The sequence below is a fragment of the Rhodococcus sp. NPDC060176 genome (assembly GCF_042728675.1).
Taxonomy (GTDB): domain Bacteria; phylum Actinomycetota; class Actinomycetes; order Mycobacteriales; family Mycobacteriaceae; genus Rhodococcus_F.
In genome coordinates this window covers 285,208-305,169 of record NZ_JBHWYS010000002.1, presented here as the reverse complement: position 1 = coordinate 305,169, position 19,962 = coordinate 285,208, and the positions used below count along the sequence as shown (strand labels likewise).

19 protein-coding genes are annotated in these 19,962 nt (G+C 62.9%); 10 read left to right on the top strand and 9 right to left on the bottom strand.

What is annotated here, in order from left to right; translation table 11 throughout:
• The first annotated feature begins 1 nt into the window (after position 1).
• The 7 genes from uvrC to tpiA all read left to right on the top strand — a co-directional run bounded on the left by uvrC (position 2) and on the right by tpiA (position 8,342).
• Entirely contained in the window at positions 2 to 2,194 is a 2,193-nt protein-coding gene (gene uvrC / locus ACFWEM_RS09695) for an excinuclease ABC subunit UvrC (protein ID WP_378533138.1), read from the top strand.
• The gene (gene rapZ / locus ACFWEM_RS09690) at positions 2,191 to 3,090 is read left to right on the top strand and encodes an RNase adapter RapZ (RefSeq protein WP_172436543.1); all 900 of its coding nucleotides are present in this window, start codon (positions 2,191 to 2,193) and stop codon (positions 3,088 to 3,090) included. Before uvrC ends, rapZ begins: the two co-directional genes overlap by 4 nt.
• Positions 3,087 to 4,169, top strand: a complete 1,083-nt coding sequence (gene yvcK / locus ACFWEM_RS09685) for a uridine diphosphate-N-acetylglucosamine-binding protein YvcK (protein ID WP_378533136.1) — start codon at positions 3,087 to 3,089, stop codon at positions 4,167 to 4,169. Before rapZ ends, yvcK begins: the two co-directional genes overlap by 4 nt.
• Positions 4,160 to 5,143: a DNA-binding protein WhiA gene (whiA, locus tag ACFWEM_RS09680; protein WP_230815559.1), complete on the top strand. Its 984-nt coding sequence runs from the start codon at positions 4,160 to 4,162 to the stop codon at positions 5,141 to 5,143. Before yvcK ends, whiA begins: the two co-directional genes overlap by 10 nt.
• Before the next feature lie 158 nt (positions 5,144 to 5,301).
• Positions 5,302 to 6,321, top strand: a complete 1,020-nt coding sequence (gap, locus tag ACFWEM_RS09675; protein WP_003944851.1) for a type I glyceraldehyde-3-phosphate dehydrogenase — start codon at positions 5,302 to 5,304, stop codon at positions 6,319 to 6,321.
• A 17-nt stretch (positions 6,322 to 6,338) separates the two neighbouring features.
• Entirely contained in the window at positions 6,339 to 7,550 is a 1,212-nt protein-coding gene (locus ACFWEM_RS09670) for a phosphoglycerate kinase (RefSeq protein WP_378533134.1), read from the top strand.
• Between the two features lie 6 nt (positions 7,551 to 7,556).
• A complete protein-coding gene (gene tpiA / locus ACFWEM_RS09665) occupies positions 7,557 to 8,342 on the top strand; it encodes a triose-phosphate isomerase (protein ID WP_214886570.1) in 786 nt (261 codons plus the stop codon).
• Between the two features lie 88 nt (positions 8,343 to 8,430).
• Here tpiA and ACFWEM_RS09660 read toward each other — a convergent pair whose 3' ends face one another.
• Positions 8,431 to 9,216, bottom strand: a complete 786-nt coding sequence (locus ACFWEM_RS09660; RefSeq protein WP_378533131.1) for a tyrosine-protein phosphatase — start codon at positions 9,214 to 9,216, stop codon at positions 8,431 to 8,433.
• A 209-nt stretch (positions 9,217 to 9,425) separates the two neighbouring features.
• Here ACFWEM_RS09660 and secG point away from each other — a divergent pair, with 209 nt between their 5' ends.
• The 3 genes from secG to ACFWEM_RS09645 all read left to right on the top strand — a co-directional run bounded on the left by secG (position 9,426) and on the right by ACFWEM_RS09645 (position 13,445).
• Positions 9,426 to 9,659, top strand: coding sequence for a preprotein translocase subunit SecG (secG, locus tag ACFWEM_RS09655; protein WP_003944946.1), 234 nt, complete (start codon positions 9,426 to 9,428; stop codon positions 9,657 to 9,659).
• 103 nt (positions 9,660 to 9,762) lie between these two features.
• Positions 9,763 to 12,537 carry a phosphoenolpyruvate carboxylase gene (ppc, locus tag ACFWEM_RS09650; RefSeq protein ID WP_378533129.1) on the top strand — a complete coding sequence of 925 codons (2,775 nt, stop codon included), beginning with the start codon at positions 9,763 to 9,765 and terminating at the stop codon, positions 12,535 to 12,537.
• A gap of 122 nt (positions 12,538 to 12,659) precedes the next feature.
• The gene (locus ACFWEM_RS09645; protein ID WP_378533127.1) at positions 12,660 to 13,445 is read left to right on the top strand and encodes an oxidoreductase; all 786 of its coding nucleotides are present in this window, start codon (positions 12,660 to 12,662) and stop codon (positions 13,443 to 13,445) included.
• On the opposite strand, the gene ACFWEM_RS09640 is transcribed toward ACFWEM_RS09645, so the two are convergent.
• From ACFWEM_RS09640 to zwf, 8 genes are all read right to left on the bottom strand, one after another.
• Positions 13,432 to 13,932 (bottom strand): hypothetical protein, encoded by a 501-nt coding sequence (locus ACFWEM_RS09640; RefSeq protein WP_378533125.1) that lies wholly within the window; start codon positions 13,930 to 13,932, stop codon positions 13,432 to 13,434. The genes ACFWEM_RS09645 and ACFWEM_RS09640 overlap by 14 nt on opposite strands.
• A gap of 121 nt (positions 13,933 to 14,053) precedes the next feature.
• The gene (locus ACFWEM_RS09635) at positions 14,054 to 14,374 is read right to left on the bottom strand and encodes a TfoX/Sxy family protein (protein ID WP_230815565.1); all 321 of its coding nucleotides are present in this window, start codon (positions 14,372 to 14,374) and stop codon (positions 14,054 to 14,056) included.
• A 29-nt stretch (positions 14,375 to 14,403) separates the two neighbouring features.
• A complete protein-coding gene (locus tag ACFWEM_RS09630) occupies positions 14,404 to 15,126 on the bottom strand; it encodes an AAA family ATPase (RefSeq protein WP_378533123.1) in 723 nt (240 codons plus the stop codon).
• 32 nt (positions 15,127 to 15,158) lie between these two features.
• Positions 15,159 to 15,503 carry an iron chaperone gene (locus tag ACFWEM_RS09625; protein ID WP_378533121.1) on the bottom strand — a complete coding sequence of 115 codons (345 nt, stop codon included), beginning with the start codon at positions 15,501 to 15,503 and terminating at the stop codon, positions 15,159 to 15,161.
• A 25-nt stretch (positions 15,504 to 15,528) separates the two neighbouring features.
• Positions 15,529 to 16,449, bottom strand: a complete 921-nt coding sequence (locus ACFWEM_RS09620) for an SDR family oxidoreductase (RefSeq protein WP_378533119.1) — start codon at positions 16,447 to 16,449, stop codon at positions 15,529 to 15,531.
• A gap of 327 nt (positions 16,450 to 16,776) precedes the next feature.
• Positions 16,777 to 17,517, bottom strand: coding sequence for a 6-phosphogluconolactonase (gene pgl, locus ACFWEM_RS09615; RefSeq protein ID WP_378533117.1), 741 nt, complete (start codon positions 17,515 to 17,517; stop codon positions 16,777 to 16,779).
• Complete coding sequence (gene opcA, locus ACFWEM_RS09610) at positions 17,510 to 18,418, bottom strand: glucose-6-phosphate dehydrogenase assembly protein OpcA (RefSeq protein ID WP_095970270.1); 909 nt, start codon at positions 18,416 to 18,418, stop codon at positions 17,510 to 17,512. Before opcA ends, pgl begins: the two co-directional genes overlap by 8 nt.
• Entirely contained in the window at positions 18,418 to 19,962 is a 1,545-nt protein-coding gene (gene zwf / locus ACFWEM_RS09605) for a glucose-6-phosphate dehydrogenase (RefSeq protein WP_378533115.1), read from the bottom strand. Before zwf ends, opcA begins: the two co-directional genes overlap by 1 nt.

Below are 19,962 nucleotides of genomic sequence, written 5' to 3'. Positions count from 1 at the left end.
CGTGCCGGATCCCTCGACTTACCGCCCCGCTACCGGAACCATTCCGGCCGCGCCGGGCGTCTACAAATTTCGTGATCCGCATGGTCGGGTCATTTACGTCGGAAAGGCGAAAAGCCTCCGTTCACGTTTGAACTCGTACTTCGCGGACGTCACGACGCTTCATCCCCGTACGCGGCAGATGGTGACCACTGCCGGCAGCGTCGAGTGGACCGTCGTCAGTACCGAAGTCGAAGCGCTTCAGCTCGAGTACAACTGGATCAAGGAATTCGATCCGCGGTTCAACGTGCGGTACCGCGACGACAAGACATATCCGGTTCTCGCTGTGACGCTCAACGAAGAGTTCCCGCGGTTGTTCGTCTACCGCGGTCCGCGGCGCAAGGGCGTCCGGTACTTCGGTCCCTACTCCCATGCCTGGGCGATCCGCGAAACTCTCGATCTGCTGCTACGAGTCTTTCCCGCACGAACGTGCTCGTCCGGAGTCTTCAAACGGCACAACCAGATCGGCCGTCCGTGTCTGCTCGGCTACATCGACAAGTGCTCGGCGCCTTGCGTCGGCCGCGTCAGTGCCATGGAGCATCGTCAGATCGTCGAAGATTTCTGCGACTTCCTCGCCGGCCGCACCGACAAGCTGGTCAAAGACCTCGAGAAGCGCATGCAGCAGGCTTCCGAGGATCTCGACTTCGAGACCGCAGCTCGTCTGCGCGACGACATCGGAGCCTTGCGTAAGGCACTCGAGAAGCAGGCAGTGGTGCTCGGTGACGGCACCGACGCCGATCTCGTCGCCTTTGCCACCGATGATCTCGAGGCCGCTGTCCAGGTGTTCCATGTGCGCGGCGGACGTGTGCGCGGTCAGCGTGGATGGGTCGAGGAGAAGGCAGGCGACGCCATCGACTGGGCTGCGCTCGACGCCGAGTCGGACTTGCCGATTCTGGTCGAACAGTTCCTCACCCAGTTCTACGGCGAGCAAGCGGCCCTCGACCCGGGAGCGGGCTCCGGGGCCGGGATCAGCGCCGTACCCAAGGAAGTTCTCGTGCCGGTTCTGCCGGCAAACGCGACCGAGATCCAGGCGTGGTTGAGCGAGCTTCGGGGATCGCAAGTGCAACTGCGGGTTCCGCAACGCGGCGACAAGAAGGACCTCGCCGAAACAGTCCAGCGAAACGCGAAAGAGGCTCTGGCGCAGCACAAGCTCAAGCGCGCCGGGGATTTCACTTCACGATCAGCGGCGCTGCAGGGCATTCAAGAAGCGCTTGACCTGGATTCGGCTCCGCTACGAATCGAATGTATCGACATCAGTCACGTCCAGGGAACCGACGTCGTGGCGTCACTGGTCGTGTTCGAGGACGGGCTCCCGCGCAAGTCGGACTACCGGCACTACGCGATCAAGGAAGCTGCCGGCGACGGTCATTCCGACGACGTGGCGAGTATCGCGGAGATCACGCGTCGGCGGTTCCTGCGCCACAACCGCGACCTGGGCGTTCTGGCGGCCTCGGCGTCGACCATGGACGCGGACGGCGGGGATCTCGCTCCCGAAGCGGCGATCGACCCGGCCACCGGTCGGCCTCGGCGCTTCGCGTATCCACCCAATCTGTTCGTCGTGGACGGCGGCGCCCCTCAGGTCACGGCGGCAGCTGCTGTCCTCGACGAGTTGGGGGTCACCGACGTCGCGGTGGTCGGATTGGCCAAGCGCCTCGAAGAGGTATGGGTGCCGGGCGAGGAAGATCCGGTGATCCTTCCCCGAACGAGTGAGTCGCTGTACCTACTGCAGCGCATCCGCGACGAAGCTCACCGCTTCGCGATCACCTTCCATCGCAGCAAGCGCTCGAGGCGCATGACGGCTTCGGCGTTGGACTCGGTCAAGGGGCTCGGTGAAACCCGTCGTACCGCTCTCGTGGCTCACTTCGGTTCCGTGGCGAAGCTGAAAACGGCAACGGTCGAGGAGATCATGCAGGTCCCTGGTATCGGTGAGACCACCGCCACAGCAGTTCTGGCCGCACTGGGAACGGATTCGGCTGCGGCCGATGCGGGTGCTGAAGCTCGAGCGCTGCCCGCCGCGGTAGGGGATGATGAGCTGGACACGGAATCCGAATCGTCTGTTACGTCTGCTGACGCGCCCAGCGCTGAATCCGGTAGCGGTGACGAGGGCTCCGAGTCGCGAGAATTGTCCATGCCGACGACGGGGCCGAGTGCACAGTGACTACCGACAGCGCCAAAGACAGTCGAACGATGGATTTCCTGCTGGTGACGGGATTGTCCGGAGCAGGTTTGAGTACCGCGGCCAAGGTGCTCGAAGACCTCGGCTGGTATGTCGCGGACAATTTGCCACCTGAGCTGATTTCCCGGATGGTCGGTCTGAGCTTGACCTCCGATCCGCCGGTCGATCGTCTCGCCGTCGTGATCGACGTGCGAAGTCGACTCTTCACCGGAGACCTCGGTTGGGTGCTCACCGAACTCGAGGCGGAACCGATCCACACCCGGGTGCTCTACCTCGAAGCATCGGACGACGTGTTGATCCGGCGGTTCGAACAGGTGCGCCGCAGCCATCCCTTGCAGAACGACGGCATCGACGGCACGTTGTCCGAGGGGATCGCAGCCGAGCGTCGGCAGTTGGCCGTGGTGAAGGCGGCCGCCGATCTGGTCATCGACACGTCGGCGTTGAAGGCTCATCAGCTGCGTCAGAAGATCGAAACGGCGTTCGGGAACGATGCCAACCGCACGATGAAGGTGACGGTTCAGTCGTTCGGATTCAAGTACGGCCTGCCGATGGATGCCGATCTCGTCTGTGACGTTCGATTCCTGCCCAATCCCCACTGGATCCCCGAACTTCGTCCGCACACCGGTCAAGATGCCGACGTCCGCGACTACGTGTTGTCCCGAGAGGGCGCCGAAGACTATCTCGACACCTACCGTCATCTGGTGGATTTGACGATCGCCGGATATCGACGAGAAGGAAAGCGCTACATGACAATTGCGGTCGGGTGCACCGGCGGTAAGCACCGCAGCGTGGCCATGTCCGAAGCTCTCGCGAGGCGTCTGGGTTCCGAGGAAGACATCTCGGTCAGCATCGTGCACCGGGATCTGGGGCGCGAATGAGTGAACCGACACAGCGCTCGCCGGAAGCACTCGAGGGGCCGGCCATCGTCGCTCTGGGCGGCGGGCACGGATTGTTCGCCACCCTCCAAGCCGTCAGACGCCTGACGGTCGACGTCACCGCGGTGGTCACGGTCGCCGACGACGGTGGTTCCTCGGGCCGGCTGCGCGCCGAGCTCGGCGTCATCCCGCCCGGCGACCTACGGATGGCGCTGGCGGCTCTGGCGTCCGACGAACCCGAGATAGTCGACTGGACGCGGACCATCCAGCATCGCTTCGGCGGTGTCGGCGCGCTCGCCGGGCACTCGGTGGGCAATCTCATCCTGGCCGGCCTCACCGAGGTGCTCGGTGATCCAGTCGTCGCGCTCGACGAGATGGCGCGACTGCTGCGAATCCGTGGCCGTGTGTTGCCGATGTCGCCGATCGCGCTCGAGATCGAAGCCGACGTTCAAGGACTCGAAGAGGACCCCCGCGTCAGCCGCTGCATTCGTGGACAGGTTGCCGTCGCGACGACGCCGGGCAAGGTCCGGCGCGTGAGACTGCTCCCGTCCAATCCGCCCGCGTGCCCCGACGCCGTGACCGCGATCGATCGTGCCGATCTCGTGGTCCTCGGACCCGGATCGTGGTTCTCGAGCGTGATCCCGCACGTCCTGGTACCCGAACTCGTCGAATCACTCTCGTCGACGAAGGCTCGAAAAGTGCTGGTGCTCAATCTCGCCCCCGAGCCGGGGGAGACAGCCGGATTCTCCGCGGAGCGTCACCTGCACGTACTCTCCCAACACGTGCCCGATTTTCGGGTCGACTACGTAGTGGTCGACTCGGCGTCGGTACCGGCCGGGCGCGAACGTGAACATCTGCAGCGTGCGGCGGATCAATTTTCGGCCGAAGTGAGGTACGCGGAAGTCGCGGACACCTCACCGGGCGCAGCGCATGTACACGATCCGGCAAAACTGGCCGACGTGTTGGCCGAACTGTCGAGCAGTGCGGCAGTGAGGGATTCGACACAGCGTTCCCGGCAAGACCAGCCTTCCCGGCAAGAACAGTATTCCGAAGAACAGAGGGAGAACGCTTCGTGGCAATGACAGCGGAGGTCAAGGACGAACTGAGCCGGTTAGTGGTGACTCAGGTCAGCTGCCGCAAGGCAGAGGTCTCCGCGTTGCTGCGCTTTGCCGGTGGACTCCACATAGTCGGCGGCCGGGTGGTCGTCGAAGCGGAGGTCGATCTGGGCTCCACGGCGCGACGTCTGCGCCGGGAGATCTTCGACCTGTTCACTTACAGCGCCGACGTTCACGTACTCAGTGCAGGCGGACTTCGTAAGTCCGCTCGCTACATCGTGCGTGTGGCGAAGGAAGGTGAGGCGCTCGCCCGCCAGACGGGACTACTCGATCTTCGCGGACGCCCGGTTCGCGGCCTGCCTGCGCAGGTGGTCGGCGGAAGTGTCGGCGACGCCGAAGCAGCTTGGCGCGGAGCGTTCCTCGCGCACGGTTCCCTGACCGAACCCGGCCGTTCGTCGGCGCTCGAAGTGAGCTGCCCGGGCCCGGAAGCCGCACTGGCATTGGTCGGAGCTGCGCGGCGTCTCGGGATCTCGGCGAAGGCACGTGAGGTGCGCGGAACGGATCGTGTGGTGATCCGCGACGGCGAAGCCATTGGCGATCTCCTGACCCGCATGGGAGCCCAGGACACGCGTCTGGTGTGGGAGGAGCGACGGATGCGACGCGAGGTTCGCGCCACCGCCAATCGTCTCGCCAATTTCGACGACGCGAACCTGCGACGCTCGGCTCGCGCTGCCGTTGCCGCTGCTGCACGCGTCGAGCGTGCGTTGGAGATCCTCGGCGAGGACGTGCCCGATCACCTCGCCGCGGCGGGCGCACTGCGCGTCGAGCATCGACAGGCGTCCCTCGAGGAACTGGGCCAGTTGGCGGACCCGCCGATGACCAAGGACGCCGTTGCCGGACGTATCCGTCGCCTGCTGTCCATGGCTGATCGCAAGGCAAAGGAAACGGGCATACCCGACACCGAATCGGCAGTGAATGCGGAGCTACTCGAAGAGGGGTGACCTGCCCTCCGTCAGGGTGGGCTGCGCACGTTCGGGCCACGCGCATTAGGGTATGAGTCACATCGACCGATGAACCCCACGTCCGCGTCGTGCACACACGGATTCGGAGTATGCGTGGGTCAAGTTGCACACCAGAATCATGGTCAAAGGAGCGAATTGTGACTGTCCGGGTTGGCGTAAACGGTTTCGGCCGTATCGGACGTAACTTCTTCAGGGCGGTGGATGCGCAGAAGGCGCTCGGAACCACCGATATCGAGATCGTGGCAGTCAACGACCTGACTGACAATGCGACGCTCGCTCACCTGCTGAAGTACGACTCCATCCTCGGCCGTTTGCCGTACGACGTGTCGCTCGACGGTGACGACACGATCGTTGTCGGCGATCAGCGCATCAAGGCCCTCGCACACCGCGGCCCGTTGAACGAACTTCCCTGGGGCGAGTTGGGCGTCGACGTCGTCGTCGAGTCCACCGGCATCTTCACCGACGCCGCAAAGGCCAAGGGACACCTCGAAGCCGGCGCCAAGAAGGTCATCATCTCGGCTCCGGCCAAGGGTGAAGACATCACCATCGTCATGGGCGTTAACGACGACAAGTACGACGGCAGCCAGAACATCATCTCCAACGCGTCGTGCACCACCAACTGCCTCGGCCCCATCGCCAAGGTTCTCGACGACGAGTTCGGCATCGTCAAGGGTCTGATGACCACGATCCACGCGTACACCCAGGATCAGAACCTGCAGGACGCTCCGCACGCAGACCTCCGTCGCGCCCGCGCAGCCGCCCTCAACATCGTTCCCACCGGCACCGGTGCAGCCAAGGCAATCGGCCTGGTCCTCCCGCAGCTGCTCGGCAAGCTCGACGGCTACGCACTGCGCGTGCCGATCCCCACGGGCTCGGTCACCGACCTCACCGCGAACCTGAAGAAGTCGGCCACCGCCGACGAGATCAACGCCGCGATGAAGGCTGCTGCCGAAGGACCCCTCAAGGGCATCCTGAAGTACACCGACGCACCGATCGTCTCCTCGGACATCGTCACCGACCCGCACTCGTCGATCTTCGACTCGGGTCTGACGAAGGTCATCGACGACCAGGTCAAGATCGTTTCCTGGTACGACAACGAGTGGGGCTACTCCAACCGCCTCGCCGACCTCATCGGCCTCGTCGCCAAGTCTCTCTGAGCGGAGTTTCGATAACAGTGGCAGTTCAGACGCTGAAGGATCTGCTGGACGCTGGGGTCGAGGGGCGCACCGTACTGGTGCGTTCCGACCTCAACGTCCCGTTGGATGGCGGAGAAATCACGGACCCGGGCCGCATCGTCGCGTCCGCTCCCACCCTGCGGGCACTTGCCGAGGGTGGAGCGAAGGTCATCGTGACCGCGCACCTCGGGCGCCCCGACGGTCAGCCCGATCCCAAGTTCTCCCTCGCACCGGTTGCTGCGAAGTTGGCCGAAATCCTCGGTCGCAACGTGCAACTCGCCGGTGACGTCGTGGGACAGGACGCGCTGGCTCGTTCCGAAGGACTCACCGACGGTGACGTCCTGATGCTCGAGAACATCCGTTTCGACCCTCGCGAGACCAGCAAGGACGAAGCCGAGCGGGTCAAGCTCGCCCAGGCTCTCGTCGAGCTGGTCGGTGACGACGGCGCATTCGTCTCCGACGGATTCGGTGTTGTTCACCGCAAGCAGGCGTCGGTCTTCGACGTCGCGAAGCTGCTCCCGCACTACGCGGGTTACCTCGTCGGCGCCGAGGTCGAGGTGCTCGCCAAGCTCACGCAGGACGCGGCGCGTCCGTACGCGGTGGTGCTCGGCGGCTCCAAGGTCTCGGACAAGCTGGCCGTCATCGAGGCACTGGCACCGAAGGTCGACACTCTGGTGATCGGCGGCGGAATGTTCTACACGTTCCTCGCGGCTCAGGGTGTGTCCGTGGGCAATTCGCTGTGCGAAGAGTCCATGATCGGGACCTGCAAGGATCTCCTCGACCGGTACGCCGACGTCATCCACATCCCTCAGGATGTTGTTGTCGCGGACTCCTTCTCGGCCGATGCCGAGTCGAAGATCGTTCCGTTCGACGAGATTCCCGACGGTTGGATGGGTCTGGACATCGGACCCGAGTCGGTCAAGCGCTTTGCCGCGATCCTGACCGGCGCCAAGACTGTGTTCTGGAACGGCCCGATGGGCGTGTTCGAGTTCCCGAAGTTCGAGGCAGGCACCCGCGGTGTCGCCGAGGCAATCGTGGAGGCAACCGAGAAGGGTGCCTTCAGCGTCGTCGGCGGCGGCGACTCCGCAGCAGCCGTTCGTCAGCTCGGTATCCCGGACGAGGGCTTCTCGCACATTTCCACCGGTGGTGGCGCTTCCCTCGAGTACCTCGAGGGCAAAGAGCTGCCCGGCATCGCAGTACTGGAAGGCTGATCCGACATGGCACGTAAGCCGTTGATCGCCGGCAACTGGAAGATGAATCTGAACCACCTCGAGGCTATCGCCCTGGTGCAGAAGATCGCTTTCTCCTTGCCTGCGAAGTACTTCGACAAAGTGGACGTCACGGTTATCCCGCCGTTCACCGACATCCGAAGCGTCCAGACGCTGATCGAGGGCGACAAGCTCCTCCTCACGTACGGCGCGCAGGATGTCTCGGCTCATGACTCGGGTGCGTTCACGGGCGAGATCAGCGGCTCCATGCTGGCCAAGCTCGGTTGCACCTTCGTCGTGGTCGGTCACTCGGAGCGTCGCACCCTTCACGGTGAGACCAACGAGACCGTCCTCGCGAAGACCAAGGCCGCTCTCAAGAACGGCCTCACGCCGATCGTGTGCATCGGCGAAGGCCTCGAGATCCGCGAGGCCGGCGATCACGTCGCCTACAACGTCGACCAGCTCAAGGGTTCGTTGGCGGGTCTGAGCGCGGAGGAGATCTCCAAGATCGTCATCGCGTACGAGCCTGTCTGGGCTATCGGCACCGGCCGGGTCGCTTCTGCCGCAGATGCACAGGAAGTGTGCGCTGCGGTGCGAGCAACAGTCGCCGAACTTGCCGACGCCGAGGTCGCAGCCGGCGTTCGCGTCCTGTACGGCGGTAGCGTCAGCTCCAAGAACGTCGGAGAGATCGTCGGCCAGACCGACGTCGACGGTGCTCTTGTCGGCGGCGCGTCACTCAAGGCTGACGAGTTCGCGACACTGTCTGCGATCGCTGCAGGCGGTCCACTCCCGTGATGTGATCGGGTCGTGAGCTGAAACTGCTCGAGACTGAAACTGCGGGCGTGTGACCGAGTAGGTCACACGCCCGCAGTTTTTTCGCGAGTCAGCTCAGGAGTTTGCTTTCCAAAGCGCCGACGAGTTCGGGAGCAAGCTCCAACCCGGCGGTCAGATAGTTCTCGACGGTCCCGTAGTGGTGGTCCACCTCTTCGAAGGCGGCGCCCAGGTAACTCGCGTCGACGGAAAGCAGCAATCGGATGACCTCGCCCTTGTCTGCATCTGTGGCAGCGGCGATCTTCGCGACTGTTGCATCGATGTACTCGGCCGAGTACGTATTCGTGAGCAGGTAGTCCGCCGTGATCGTTTCGCGCGGTACACCGGCGAGTGTCTGCAGTAGTGCTGCCGCCCAACCTGTTCGGTCCTTGCCCGCCGTGCAGTGGAAGAGCTGCGGCCCCTCGGTGGTCGCCAGGGCGGCGAACAACTGCGAGAATCCGTTCCGAGTGACGGGATCCGCGACAAAACTACGATTGATGTTCTGCATGAAAGCTGTTGCAGCGTCAGCTGTTCGGAGAGCCATTGCTTCGGCGTGGATGTTGCCGGACAGGATGGGAATGTGGGCGTACATCGCCGGAGCTGGCACGATGTCGGGAGTTTCGTTGGCTTCGGTTTCGGATCGAACGTCGTAGACGGCTGTCAGCCCCAGCGATTCCACGATTGCGAGATCCTCGGGCGAGGGTGTCAGAACGTTTGCGCGGTAGAAGACTCCTCGGCTCATCGCCTGTCCACTGGTCGTGACGTACCCGTGGCCGGCCACATCGCGGAAGTTGTGAATCGAAGCCAGACGTGGAGTGTCGGGCAGGGCAGTGTCAGGCAGGGCAGTGTCGGAAAGCATGGAACGGGCCTTTCGGAGGTAGAGTCGCGTCAACTGAAAAACTACTGAATCGGTATCTCGACGGTGTGATCGATGCCACTGACCAAGAGTCGTGCCTGGCCGGGTGCAGAGGTGTGTGCAAGGCGGGTATGTGGTCAGGCTATCTGTGCGCGCCTGTATGGTGTTATCGGTTGTAGTTGTCCCTATTGGATTGGTGGACGTAGACAGACATGAAACTGTTCCTGGATATCCTGCTGGTCATCACCAGCTTGCTCCTCATCGCCTTGGTGCTCCTGCATCGCGGTAAGGGCGGCGGTTTGTCGAGTCTGTTCGGTGGCGGTGTCCAGTCCAGCCTGTCCGGATCGACTGTTGTCGAGAAGAACCTCGACCGGTTGACGGTCTTCACCGCGTTGATCTGGCTCATTTCGATCGTCGGCATCGGCCTGGAGATCAAGTTCGCCTGATTCTCGGCTCATGACTTACAGCCGGTAGTTTTTCACACACGAATTTCAGACACGGAACCCCGCCTATCGAGCGGGGTTCTTTGTTTCGGTCGATAATTGTGTGATGACTGAAACCGCGTCGCATCGAGAAACACCGCGAGAGGCCACCGAGCCGCTGCGCGAAGACATCCGGCTTCTCGGCGGAATACTCGGACAAATAGTGCGAGAGCAAGCCGGCGACAATGTGTTCGATCTGGTCGAGCGAGCCCGTGTCGAGTCGTTCCGAGTCCGTCGTTCGGAGATCGATCGCGCCGAACTGGTGTCGCTGTTCGCCGAAATCAGTACGGACGACGCCATTCCCGTCATCCGGGCGTTCAGTCACTTCGCACTGCTCGCCAACCTGGCCGAGGACATCCATCGCGAGCGTCGACGGGCCATCCACGTCAACGCGGGGGAACCTCCCCGCGACAGCACTCTCGCGGCCACGTACACCAAACTTGATGCAGCCGATATCGATTCGGCCACCGTCGAAGAAGCGCTTCGGGGCGCCCTGGTCTCACCCGTCATCACCGCTCACCCGACGGAGACTCGACGCCGTACGGTGTTCGAGACGCAGAGTCGGATCACCGAGTTGATGCGATACCGCGAGCGCACGGCGCTGAGCGTCGCAGAAACCGCTGATGTCGATCTGCAATTGCGCCGTCAGATCCTGACCCTGTGGCAGACGGCTCTGATCCGGCTCAGCCGCCTCCGCATCCAGGATGAAATCGAGGTAGGCCTGCGCTACTACGACGCAGCGTTGTTCGAGGTGATTCCGAAGATCAACGCCGAGGTTCGCAAAGCTCTGCGCACTCGTTGGCCGGACGCCGGGCTCCTGCCGGAACCGATCCTGAGGCCGGGTTCGTGGATCGGCGGTGACCGAGACGGCAATCCGTACGTGACCGGCGAAATCGTCCAGCGCGCCACGTCGCGCGCTGCGGCGACTGCTCTCGAGCATCACCTCGAGGAACTCGAACATCTCGAGCGTGAACTGTCGATGTCGGCGCGGCTGGTTTCCGTCACGCCCGAACTCGATCTGCTGGCGTCCACTTCCGGCGACGATTCGGCATTCCGGGCCGACGAGCCGTACCGTCGCGCGATTCGTGGTATCCGTGGGCGATTGAGCGCCACCGCATTGTCGGTGCTGGGGGAGTTGCCCGCTCACGGTTCCGATGACGGTCTCGAGGCGTACACCGATCCGGCACAACTACAGCGGGATCTCGGAATCATCGACACCTCGCTGCGTCGTTTCGGCGACGAGACCATTGCCGACGATCGACTCGATCGGCTCCGAGAAGCGGTGGAGGTGTTCGGCTTTCACCTGTCCGGCCTGGACATGCGGCAGAACTCCGAGGTTCACGAAAGCGTCGTCGCAGAACTTCTGGCGTGGGCCGGCGTTCACCCGGACTACGCGTCGTTGCCGGAAGCCGAGCGAGTGGAATTGTTGTCGGCCGAGCTGACCACGAGGCGACCGCTGACTTCACCGGACGCCGAGTTCAGTGAATTGACCACCAAGGAACTCGCCATCATGGCAGCCGGCGCACAGGCAGTGCGGGTTCTCGGAGCGGGTGCGGTACCCAACTACATCATCAGCATGTGTACCTCGGTCAGTGACATGCTCGAGGCCGCAGTGCTGCTCAAAGAGGTCGGGGTGCTCGATCCCGGCGTCGGCAGCGAACCCTCCTGCCCGATCGGCATCGTTCCGTTGTTCGAGACGATCGAGGATCTGCAGGGCGGCGCCGACACACTGCTGGCGACGCTCGACATCCCGATCTACCGTGCGATCGTCCGGTCCCGCGGTGACAGTCAAGAAGTGATGCTCGGGTACTCCGATTCCAACAAGGACGGTGGCTATCTAGCTGCCAACTGGGCGCTGTACCGTGCCGAGCTCGACCTTGTCGATGCCGCGCGTAAGAGCGGAATCAGACTGAGGCTCTTCCACGGCCGCGGTGGAACGGTCGGACGTGGCGGCGGACCGAGCTACGAAGCGATTCTGGCTCAGCCTCCCGGTGCAGTCGCTGGTTCTTTGCGAATCACCGAGCAGGGTGAGGTGATTGCCGCCAAGTACGCCGAACCGCGCCTCGCGCATCGCAACCTCGAAACACTGATTGCAGCGACTATCGAGTCGACGTTGCTCGACGTCGAAGGTCTCGGCAGCGATGCAGACGCGGCCTATGCAGTATTGGACGAGCTTGCCGCCCTCGCCCGCACCGCGTACAGCGAACTGGTGCACGACACACCAGGATTCGTGCAGTACTTCGAAGCGTCCACACCGGTCGCCGAGATCGGGGCACTCAACATCGGTTCTCGCCCTGCCTCTCGCAAGCAGACCAAGGCGATCTCCGACCTGCGTGCAATTCCCTGGGTGCTCTCGTGGAGTCAGTCTCGCGTGATGCTTCCGGGTTGGTACGGCACCGGTGCCGCGTTCGAACGATGGATCGACGGAGACGACAGTCGGCTTGCCACGTTGACGGCCCTGTACGAGAAGTGGCCGTTCTTCCGAACCGTGCTCTCGAACATGGCCATGGTGATGTCGAAGTCGGATCTCGGTTTGGCGGCCCGCTACGCGGACCTCGTACCCGACGCCGAATTACGCGATCGAGTCTTCGGAATGATCACCGACGAGCACGAACGCACAATTCGCATGTACAAGGCAATCACGGGAAACGAGAACCTCTTTGCCGACAACTCGGGCCTCGAGCGTTCGGTCCACAACCGGTTCCCGTACCTCGAACCTCTCAACCATCTACAGGTCGAGTTGATCCGTCGATACCGGTCCGGCGACGAGAGCGATCAAGTACGTCGAGGCATCCAACTGACGATGAACGGCCTGGCCACTGCACTTCGTAACAGTGGCTAGGTGTAACAGTGGCTAGGAATGACAGCGGATAGGCCGGCAGGTTTACCACGGTGTGCGTGCGGCGACTCTAGGGCTGTCGCACGCACACCTCCCGCTGCGCACAAGACCGAACGGGGACCGCAGTGGATCTGCAATTGGACGGGCGAACTGCCGTGGTCACCGGCGCGGGAAAGGGCATCGGACTGGCTGTCACGCGGGCGTTGGTAGCCGAGGGCGTCCATGTTGTCGCCGGCTCTCGGACGCTCTCACCGGAACTCGAATCGCTGCAGTCCGGGGGCTGTATCACGTTTGTGGCGGTCGATTTGGCGAGTGCCGAAGGCTCAACTCGACTGCTCGAGGTCGCAGCAGGCAGGGGCGGCGTGGACATCCTGGTCAACAACGTCGGTGCTGTCACTCCGAGAACCAGTGGTTTCGCAAGTATCACGGACGACGAGTGGGCGTCGTCGTTCAATCTGACGTTCTTGTCGGCTGTGCGCACGGTTCGCGCCGCGTTACCGGAGTTGATCCGCCGCGGCGGCGGGAGCATCGTGACGATCAGTTCGGTCAACGCCTTCCTGCCCGACCCCACGGTGATCGACTACAGCGCCGCTAAAGCAGCGCTGACCAACTTCTCGAAGTCGTTGTCGAAAGAGCTGGGCGGGAAAGGGATCCGCGTCAACACCGTCAGTCCTGGGCCGGTGCAAACGGAGTTGTGGCTAGGCAAGCACGGTGTGGCATCGACGTTGGCGAAGGCGAGTGGATCAGCCGCCGACGACATCGTCGAAAGCGCCGCGGCCGGCGCCGAGACTGGGCGGTTCACCTTCCCCGAAGAGGTTGCCGACCTGGTGTTGTTCCTCGCCAGCGATCGTGCGGGGAACGTGACAGGCGCGGATTTCGTGATCGACGGCGGGTTGATCAAGACCTTGTGATCATTGCTGCCTGAAACCTGATCATGTGCGCGACGGTCGACGACGTGATGCACAGGATCACTGCGGACGCGATGACCACCCACAGTCCCCACCCGATGGACGGCCAGGTGACCTCGGGACTACGTCCCACGATGGCCGCGGCGTTTCCGACGGCAACGATCAAGACAGCGATCCCCACCAGCGGTCCGGTGCAGTGATTTTTCATCTCGGGGGTGACGTCGCGGACCATGATCGCGATCAGTGCAGTGACCGCGCACATCGCGAGGACGAGAGTGATCGCCCCGCATTCGTCGATACCACTGTGGTCGAGGGCGGAAGACGACGTCCACGGGCCGAGGCTGCCGGCGACGATTCCGGCGCACGCCCACAACGATCCGACGAGATTCGGTCCGAAACGGTCGGGCATGAGGGAGGGAATTGCGCGGGTCGTCGGCGGCTGAAAGCCGAAGGCGCGTTGGTGATCCGGCTGATTGGGTGTGAACGTCACGGGACGGACCACCTTTCCTCCGCGGCGTCGAGGCGCCCAATCCAATGCTTTTCCGGAGTCTAAGGGCCGCCCAGTTCACTTTTGCCGAATCGACCGAAATTGATCGAACCGGCAGTACCAGTCAGTGAACGAAGTCCAGCGCTTCCTTGATCCACGCATTGAATTCGACGTTCGAACTCGTTCCGGTTCGGTCGACGACGATCCATCCCTTGCTCATCGGCTTACCCCGCATCTCGGGCCAACTTGCACCCTTGTGCGTCAGAAGCTCGTCGACACGATCGGGGGCACAACGAACCATGATGTTGCCGTGTGAGTTCGCGCTGGCGGCCAGCTTCCCGTTGACCATGAAACTCAGGCCACCGAACATCTTTACTTCCTCGACGTCGTCCTCGCCCGAGAGCGCGTCGCGGATACGCTCAGCTAGCGCTTTGTCGTATGCCATGGAGGCCTCCTGGGGGGTGGAGTTCCAGGTTAGATCAGGTGGCGCAGGTACGTCTGTGGGTCGTGAAGGAACCGTCGCCAGTTCGAGACGAGATCGAGGTCTTCCCATCCTGCGGTTCTGATTCCCCATTCGCCGATCTCGAGCAGGTTGGCGTTCGGGAGCGCCGCGATGATCGGCGAGTGCGACGCGATCACTGCCTGTGCGCCGGAGTCCACCAGCTCACCGAGCAACGCGGCGAGCGTCAACGTTCCTTGGAAGGAGAGGGCGGCATCGGGTTCGTCGATGAGATAGAACCCGCCGTCGGAGGTCCTCGACGACAAGATCTCGAGCAGCGCTTCTCCATGGGAAAGCTGATGATACTGCGGTTCAGGGTGCCGGAGATTGGGGTTGTCCTCCAGGTACGTGTACAACCCGTGCAAGGTTTCGTCCCGAAGGTAGTACGCCCATTTCGACGCGCCGGGGCTCCGCTCGACCAGAAGGCCGAGGCCGCCCGGTTCACTCGATCGGGTCTGATGCCGCGTATTGGTCGACCCGCCTTCGGCATTGAGCCCGAGAACGGCGGCAAGAATTTCGATGACGGTCGACTTCCCGGCTCCGTTTTCGCCGACCAAAATCGTGACACCCGGTGGAAGTTCGAGACCGTCCTCAACGATCTGCGCGACCGCAGGCACCGTCATCGGCCAACTGCCTACGTCAGCGCCCGACGATGGCCCGGCCTTGATGCGGCGGATGGGTTGTCTCTGCACGGCCATACGTTCTCACAAGGCTCCGACCGGAACTGAGGCTAGTGGCGCTGCGCGAGCAATTCGACGATCCGAGCCACGAGATCGAGGGGGATCGGTTTGTTCAGCGGGAACTTCACGGTTGATTTCGCGGATCGGTACGGGTCGACGGACTTCTCGAACTCTGCGTCACCCGCCGGCAGTGGGTACATCGAGATGTGGTGTTTCCAGCCTGCGAAATGAACCAGGTTCTTGCCGTTCACCGTCATGGTCGGCATCTGATAGCTGATGGTTTCATCGAGGCCTGGAACCGTGTTGTGAATCGTCTCGCGGATGCTTTCGAGGGCTGGTTGCACGTCGGCGGGAAACGACGCGATGTATCCGTCGATCGTCGCGAATTCGGCCATGCTCGGATCCTAATCGCAGTCGGATTCAGTTGGTCCGCCAAAAATCGGGTTGGCTCCCGTCGGCGTCGGTGAACCCGTAGTCGGTTCCGAGTTCGCCGGAACTGACAGATCGCTGATTCCATCGCTTGCGGTTCGGATCGGCGGCGAGGGCCGCGATCGCACGTCCGATGAATCTCGGTGACTCGGAGCGTGCGAAATCCGGTGGCGCAGTCGGACCATCCCGATTCGGCAACAGCGCGTCACGCCAATTCGATTCGCCGACACCAAAATTGTCGAGCATCATCTCCGATCGCAGGAACCCCGGAGTGATGGCGACGGCAGTACATCCGAACGGGGCCAATTCGTGGCCTTGCGAAAAGGCGAGCCGGTTCACCGATACTTTCGCCAAGTCGTAGAACACCGAGATGCGATAGTTCGACGCGTTGTATTCGGTAGTGCCGTCGGTTATTTCGGCGACCAGTCCACCAGGTCGATCGATCATCAGCGGCAGGAGGTGATGCGACGTGGTGATGTGAGTGTCGATCGCCAGGCGCAAGATGTGAAAGCCCTTGTCCAGATCGTGTTCCCATACCGGTGTGTTCCACTCCGCCGGCCCACCCTTGAGCAATTCCGCGCCCCAGATGTCGTTGACCAAGATGTCGATGTGTCCGTAGTCGGCGCGCAAGCGTTCGGCGAGATCAGCCACTTGTTTGCTCTTGAGGTGATCGACGGCAATCGGCACTCCGACGCCGCCCAGTGCGGTGACAAGTTCCGCAGTCTCTTCGATGGTCTCGCCGCGCGGGTAGTCCGACTGAAGTATCCCGGCAGATGTGCTCCGACCAGTGCAGATGACAGTTGCACCCGCCTCACCCAAGGCTGCGGCGATTCCGCGTCCGGCGCCCCTCGTCGCCCCGGCGACAACAGCTACTCGCCCGCGGAGAGCGTCCGGATTCGGTGTCCACGACATTGTTCGATTGTTCCCGTCCGGTTTGCTTCGTTCAAGAGCGACGGCGATCTGCGGAACCGAACCTTGATCCGCGGCGTCCAAGGTAGTAATTGCTCGGGGGAGCGAAACAGGGGGAGAGATGAATCGTTGTGTCGGGCAGAGTGCCCGTTGGAGGAACGGGATCTCGGGATTGAGTTCCGTTCCGTCAAAAGGAAATTCGCATTTGATCCGGAGTCGGCGGGTAATCGAAACTCGCCGCTGTGAGAAAGTCGTCGACCTTCCACCAGGCCGGGAATCGCCCGAAGACGATTCCCGGCCGGTGTGAAAATCAGATCTGTGAAAATCAGATCACGGAAGCTGCGAGGCAGCGTCTGTATCGAGGAACCAACGCGTCGCAACCAAACCGGTGGCTCCGGCGGACGGCCAGTCCTCGGCCGAGGCACCACCAACCGCTTTGGCAACGGCCTCGGCCTTTGCTGCACCGGAGACGAGTAACCAGACCTCTTTGGCACGCCGAACAGCAGGCAACGTCAGCGTGATGCGAACCGGTGGCGGCTTGGGGGAGTCCGTTACCGCGACAACGAACCGTGCTTCTTCTCGAACGGCGTCGGTGTGCGGGAACAACGAGTTGACGTGTCCTTCGCCTCCCATGCCGAGCAGGTGCACGTCGAAGGTCGGAACCTGATTGCCGTGTGCCTGAGCGCCCAGCAGTTGTTCGTACGCCGTCGCCGCACCGTGGGGATCACCGTCGTAGATACCGTCGGATGCGGCCATCGCATGCACCCGGTCGGGATCGACCGGCACATGATCGAGGAGCGCCTCACGTGCCTGCACTTCGTTCCGCTCGGGATCGCCGGACGGCAGGAACCGCTCGTCACCCCAGTACAGGTCGATCTGAGACCAGTCGATGTCGCCGGGAGCATTCCGCAACTTCTCGAGAAGTGCGATCCCGGTTCCGCCACCGGTCAGAACGATGGATGCGACTCCGCGAGCCTTCTGGGCCTCGACGATGGTCGTGACCAGGCGTGCGACAGCAGCATCGACGAGTTGGCCGGCGTCGGAAAACTTTTCTACGACAACATCACTCATAGGTCACCTTCTCCAATCCGGCCAGAGCTTCCTCGTAGATCTCGTCGGGATCGAGTCGACGCAATTCCTCGGCGAGGCAATCGCGTGTCTCTCGGCGACCCAGAGAAACCAGCGCGTCGGGCTGACCGGTACGGATCAACGTTGCAGTCGTGCCCTCCTGCGGGCGACTGATGGAAATGCTGCGGGTCTCGAGCTTCAACTCGACGGTCAGCTCACCCGTACGCCGAATGACCGGACCGTCGATCTTGGCCGCCAGCCAACCGGCGAGAATATCCAGTGCCGGTTCGGTTTTGAGACCGGAGACCACTGCGGAGGTGATCTTCTCGTGCGGCGGCTGATCGAGAGCCGAAGCAAGCAGCGCGCGCCAGTAGGTGACGCGACTCCAGGCGAGATCGGTGTCACCGGCGGTGTACGACGCGAGTCGCCCCTTGATGGTGGCCGTCGGATCGGGAGCACCGGTGGCATCGGTGATGCGCCGTATCGCGAGCCTCCCGACGGGGTCCTTCGCCGGAATCTCGGGTGCCTCGAGGGGCCACCACGCGACTACCGGGGTGTCGGGGAGTAGGAACGGGATGACGACGCTGCTCTCGTGATCCGCAAGCGGACCGTAGAGACGCAGGACCACGACCTCCGAGGCGCCGGCGTCGCCGCCGACACGGATCTGAGCATCGAGCCGAGGCTCACTCTGCTCGTCGCCACGCAGAAGCACGATGACGCGGCAAGGGTGCTCGCGGCTTGCTTCGTTGGCGGCCTCGATGGCTTCCTCGGCGTTCCCGGTGTCCCTGGTGCAGACGACCAGCGTCAACACTCGCCCCAAGGTGACAGCGCCGCCGGTCTTACGTACCTCGACCAGTTTCTTGCTGACCTGGACCGTGGTGGTGGACGGCAAATCGAGAATCACTAGGGTCGCCTCCATTCGCGTCCGGTGCGTTGCATCATTTCGTCCGCAGACGGTGGTCCCCACGTTCCGGCCTCGTAGGGTTCCGGCTTACCGCCGGCAGCCCAGTGCTCGAGGACGGGATCGAGGATCTCCCAAGACAATTCGACTTCGGCATTCACCGGGAAGAGAGACGGCTCGCCGAGCAACACGTCGAGAATGAGCCGCTCGTACGCCTCCGGTGACGACTCGGTGAAAGCCTGACCGTACGAGAAGTCCATGTTGACGTCACGGACCTCCATGCTCGATCCGGGAACCTTCGAGCCGAACCGCATGGTGACGCCCTCGTCGGGCTGCACGCGGATGACCAGAGCGTTCTGGCCGAGGTCTTCGGTCATCGTCTTGTCGAACGGCAAGTGCGGTGCGCGTTTGAACACCACTGCGATCTCTGTGACGCGACGGCCGAGTCGTTTGCCCGTGCGCAGGTAGAACGGCACACCCGCCCAGCGGCGGGTGTCGACCTCGAGGGTGATGGCGGCAAAGGTCTCCGTGATGGAGTCCGCTGCGAAGCCGTCTTCTTCGAGGAGCCCGACCACCGGCAGCCCACCCTGCCAGCCGCCCGCGTACTGGCCGCGGGCGGTGGTCTCGTCGAGGGGTTCTGCGAGGCGAGTGGCAGAGAGGACCTTGATCTTCTCCGCCTGCAGATTGAGCGGCTCGAAGCTGATGGGTTCTTCCATCGCCGTGAACGCGAGCAATTGCAGCAGGTGGTTCTGGATCACGTCGCGAGCCGCGCCGATACCGTCGTAGTACCCGGCGCGTCCACCGAGGCCGATGTCCTCGGCCATCGTGATCTGAACGTGGTCGACGTAGTGCGCGTTCCAGATCGGATCGAACAACTGGTTCGCGAAGCGCAGAGCCAGGATGTTCTGGACCGTTTCCTTACCGAGGTAGTGGTCGATACGGAAGACCGTGTCCTCGGGGAACACCTTGTTGACGACGGCGTTCAGTTCGCGAGCGCTCTCGAGGTCGTGACCGAACGGCTTCTCGATGACCACGCGTCGCCACTGACCGTCCTCGGCCTGCGCGAGACCGGAGGCAGACAGCTGTTCGAGGACCTGAGGAAATGCGTTGGGCGGAATCGCGAGGTAGAAGCCGTGATTGCCGCCGATGCCACGCTCGTTGTCGAGCGTGGACAACGTGTCGGACAGGTTCTGGAAGGCCTCGGCCTCGTCGAAACTGCCCTCCACGAACCGGATGCCTTCGGCGAGCCGCTCCCACACGTCCTGACGGAACTTGGTGCGAGCACCGTCCTTGACTGCTTCGAGGACGACGTTCGCGAAGTCCTCGTCCGTCCAGTCACGCCGGGCGAACCCGACCAGAGCGAATCCGGGCGGCAACAGTCCACGGTTGGCGAGGTCGTAGATGGCTGGCATGAGCTTGCGCCTGGCAAGGTCGCCGGTAACACCGAAAATCACCAGGGCGCAGGGCCCCGCAATGTGCGGAAGCCGTTTGTCGGTGCTGTCCCGAAGGGGATTCACCCAATCTGATGCCGCCGCGGAATCGCTCAC

Bases quoted from the DNA above. Each gene is read 5' to 3' on its own strand.
- yvcK (WP_378533136.1), top strand. From the start codon at position 3,087: ATGAGTGAACCGACACAGCGCTCGCCGGAAGCACTCGAGGGGCCGGCC.
- tpiA (WP_214886570.1), top strand. From the start codon at position 7,557: ATGGCACGTAAGCCGTTGATCGCCGGCAACTGGAAGATGAATCTGAAC.
- ACFWEM_RS09660 (WP_378533131.1), bottom strand. From the start codon at position 9,216: ATGCTTTCCGACACTGCCCTGCCTGACACTGCCCTGCCCGACACTCCA.
- secG (WP_003944946.1), top strand. From the start codon at position 9,426: ATGAAACTGTTCCTGGATATCCTGCTGGTCATCACCAGCTTGCTCCTC.
- ppc (WP_378533129.1), top strand. From the start codon at position 9,763: ATGACTGAAACCGCGTCGCATCGAGAAACACCGCGAGAGGCCACCGAG.
- ACFWEM_RS09635 (WP_230815565.1), bottom strand. From the start codon at position 14,374: ATGGCATACGACAAAGCGCTAGCTGAGCGTATCCGCGACGCGCTCTCG.
- ACFWEM_RS09630 (WP_378533123.1), bottom strand. From the start codon at position 15,126: ATGGCCGTGCAGAGACAACCCATCCGCCGCATCAAGGCCGGGCCATCG.
- ACFWEM_RS09625 (WP_378533121.1), bottom strand. From the start codon at position 15,503: ATGGCCGAATTCGCGACGATCGACGGATACATCGCGTCGTTTCCCGCC.
- ACFWEM_RS09620 (WP_378533119.1), bottom strand. From the start codon at position 16,449: ATGTCGTGGACACCGAATCCGGACGCTCTCCGCGGGCGAGTAGCTGTT.
- pgl (WP_378533117.1), bottom strand. From the start codon at position 17,517: ATGAGTGATGTTGTCGTAGAAAAGTTTTCCGACGCCGGCCAACTCGTC.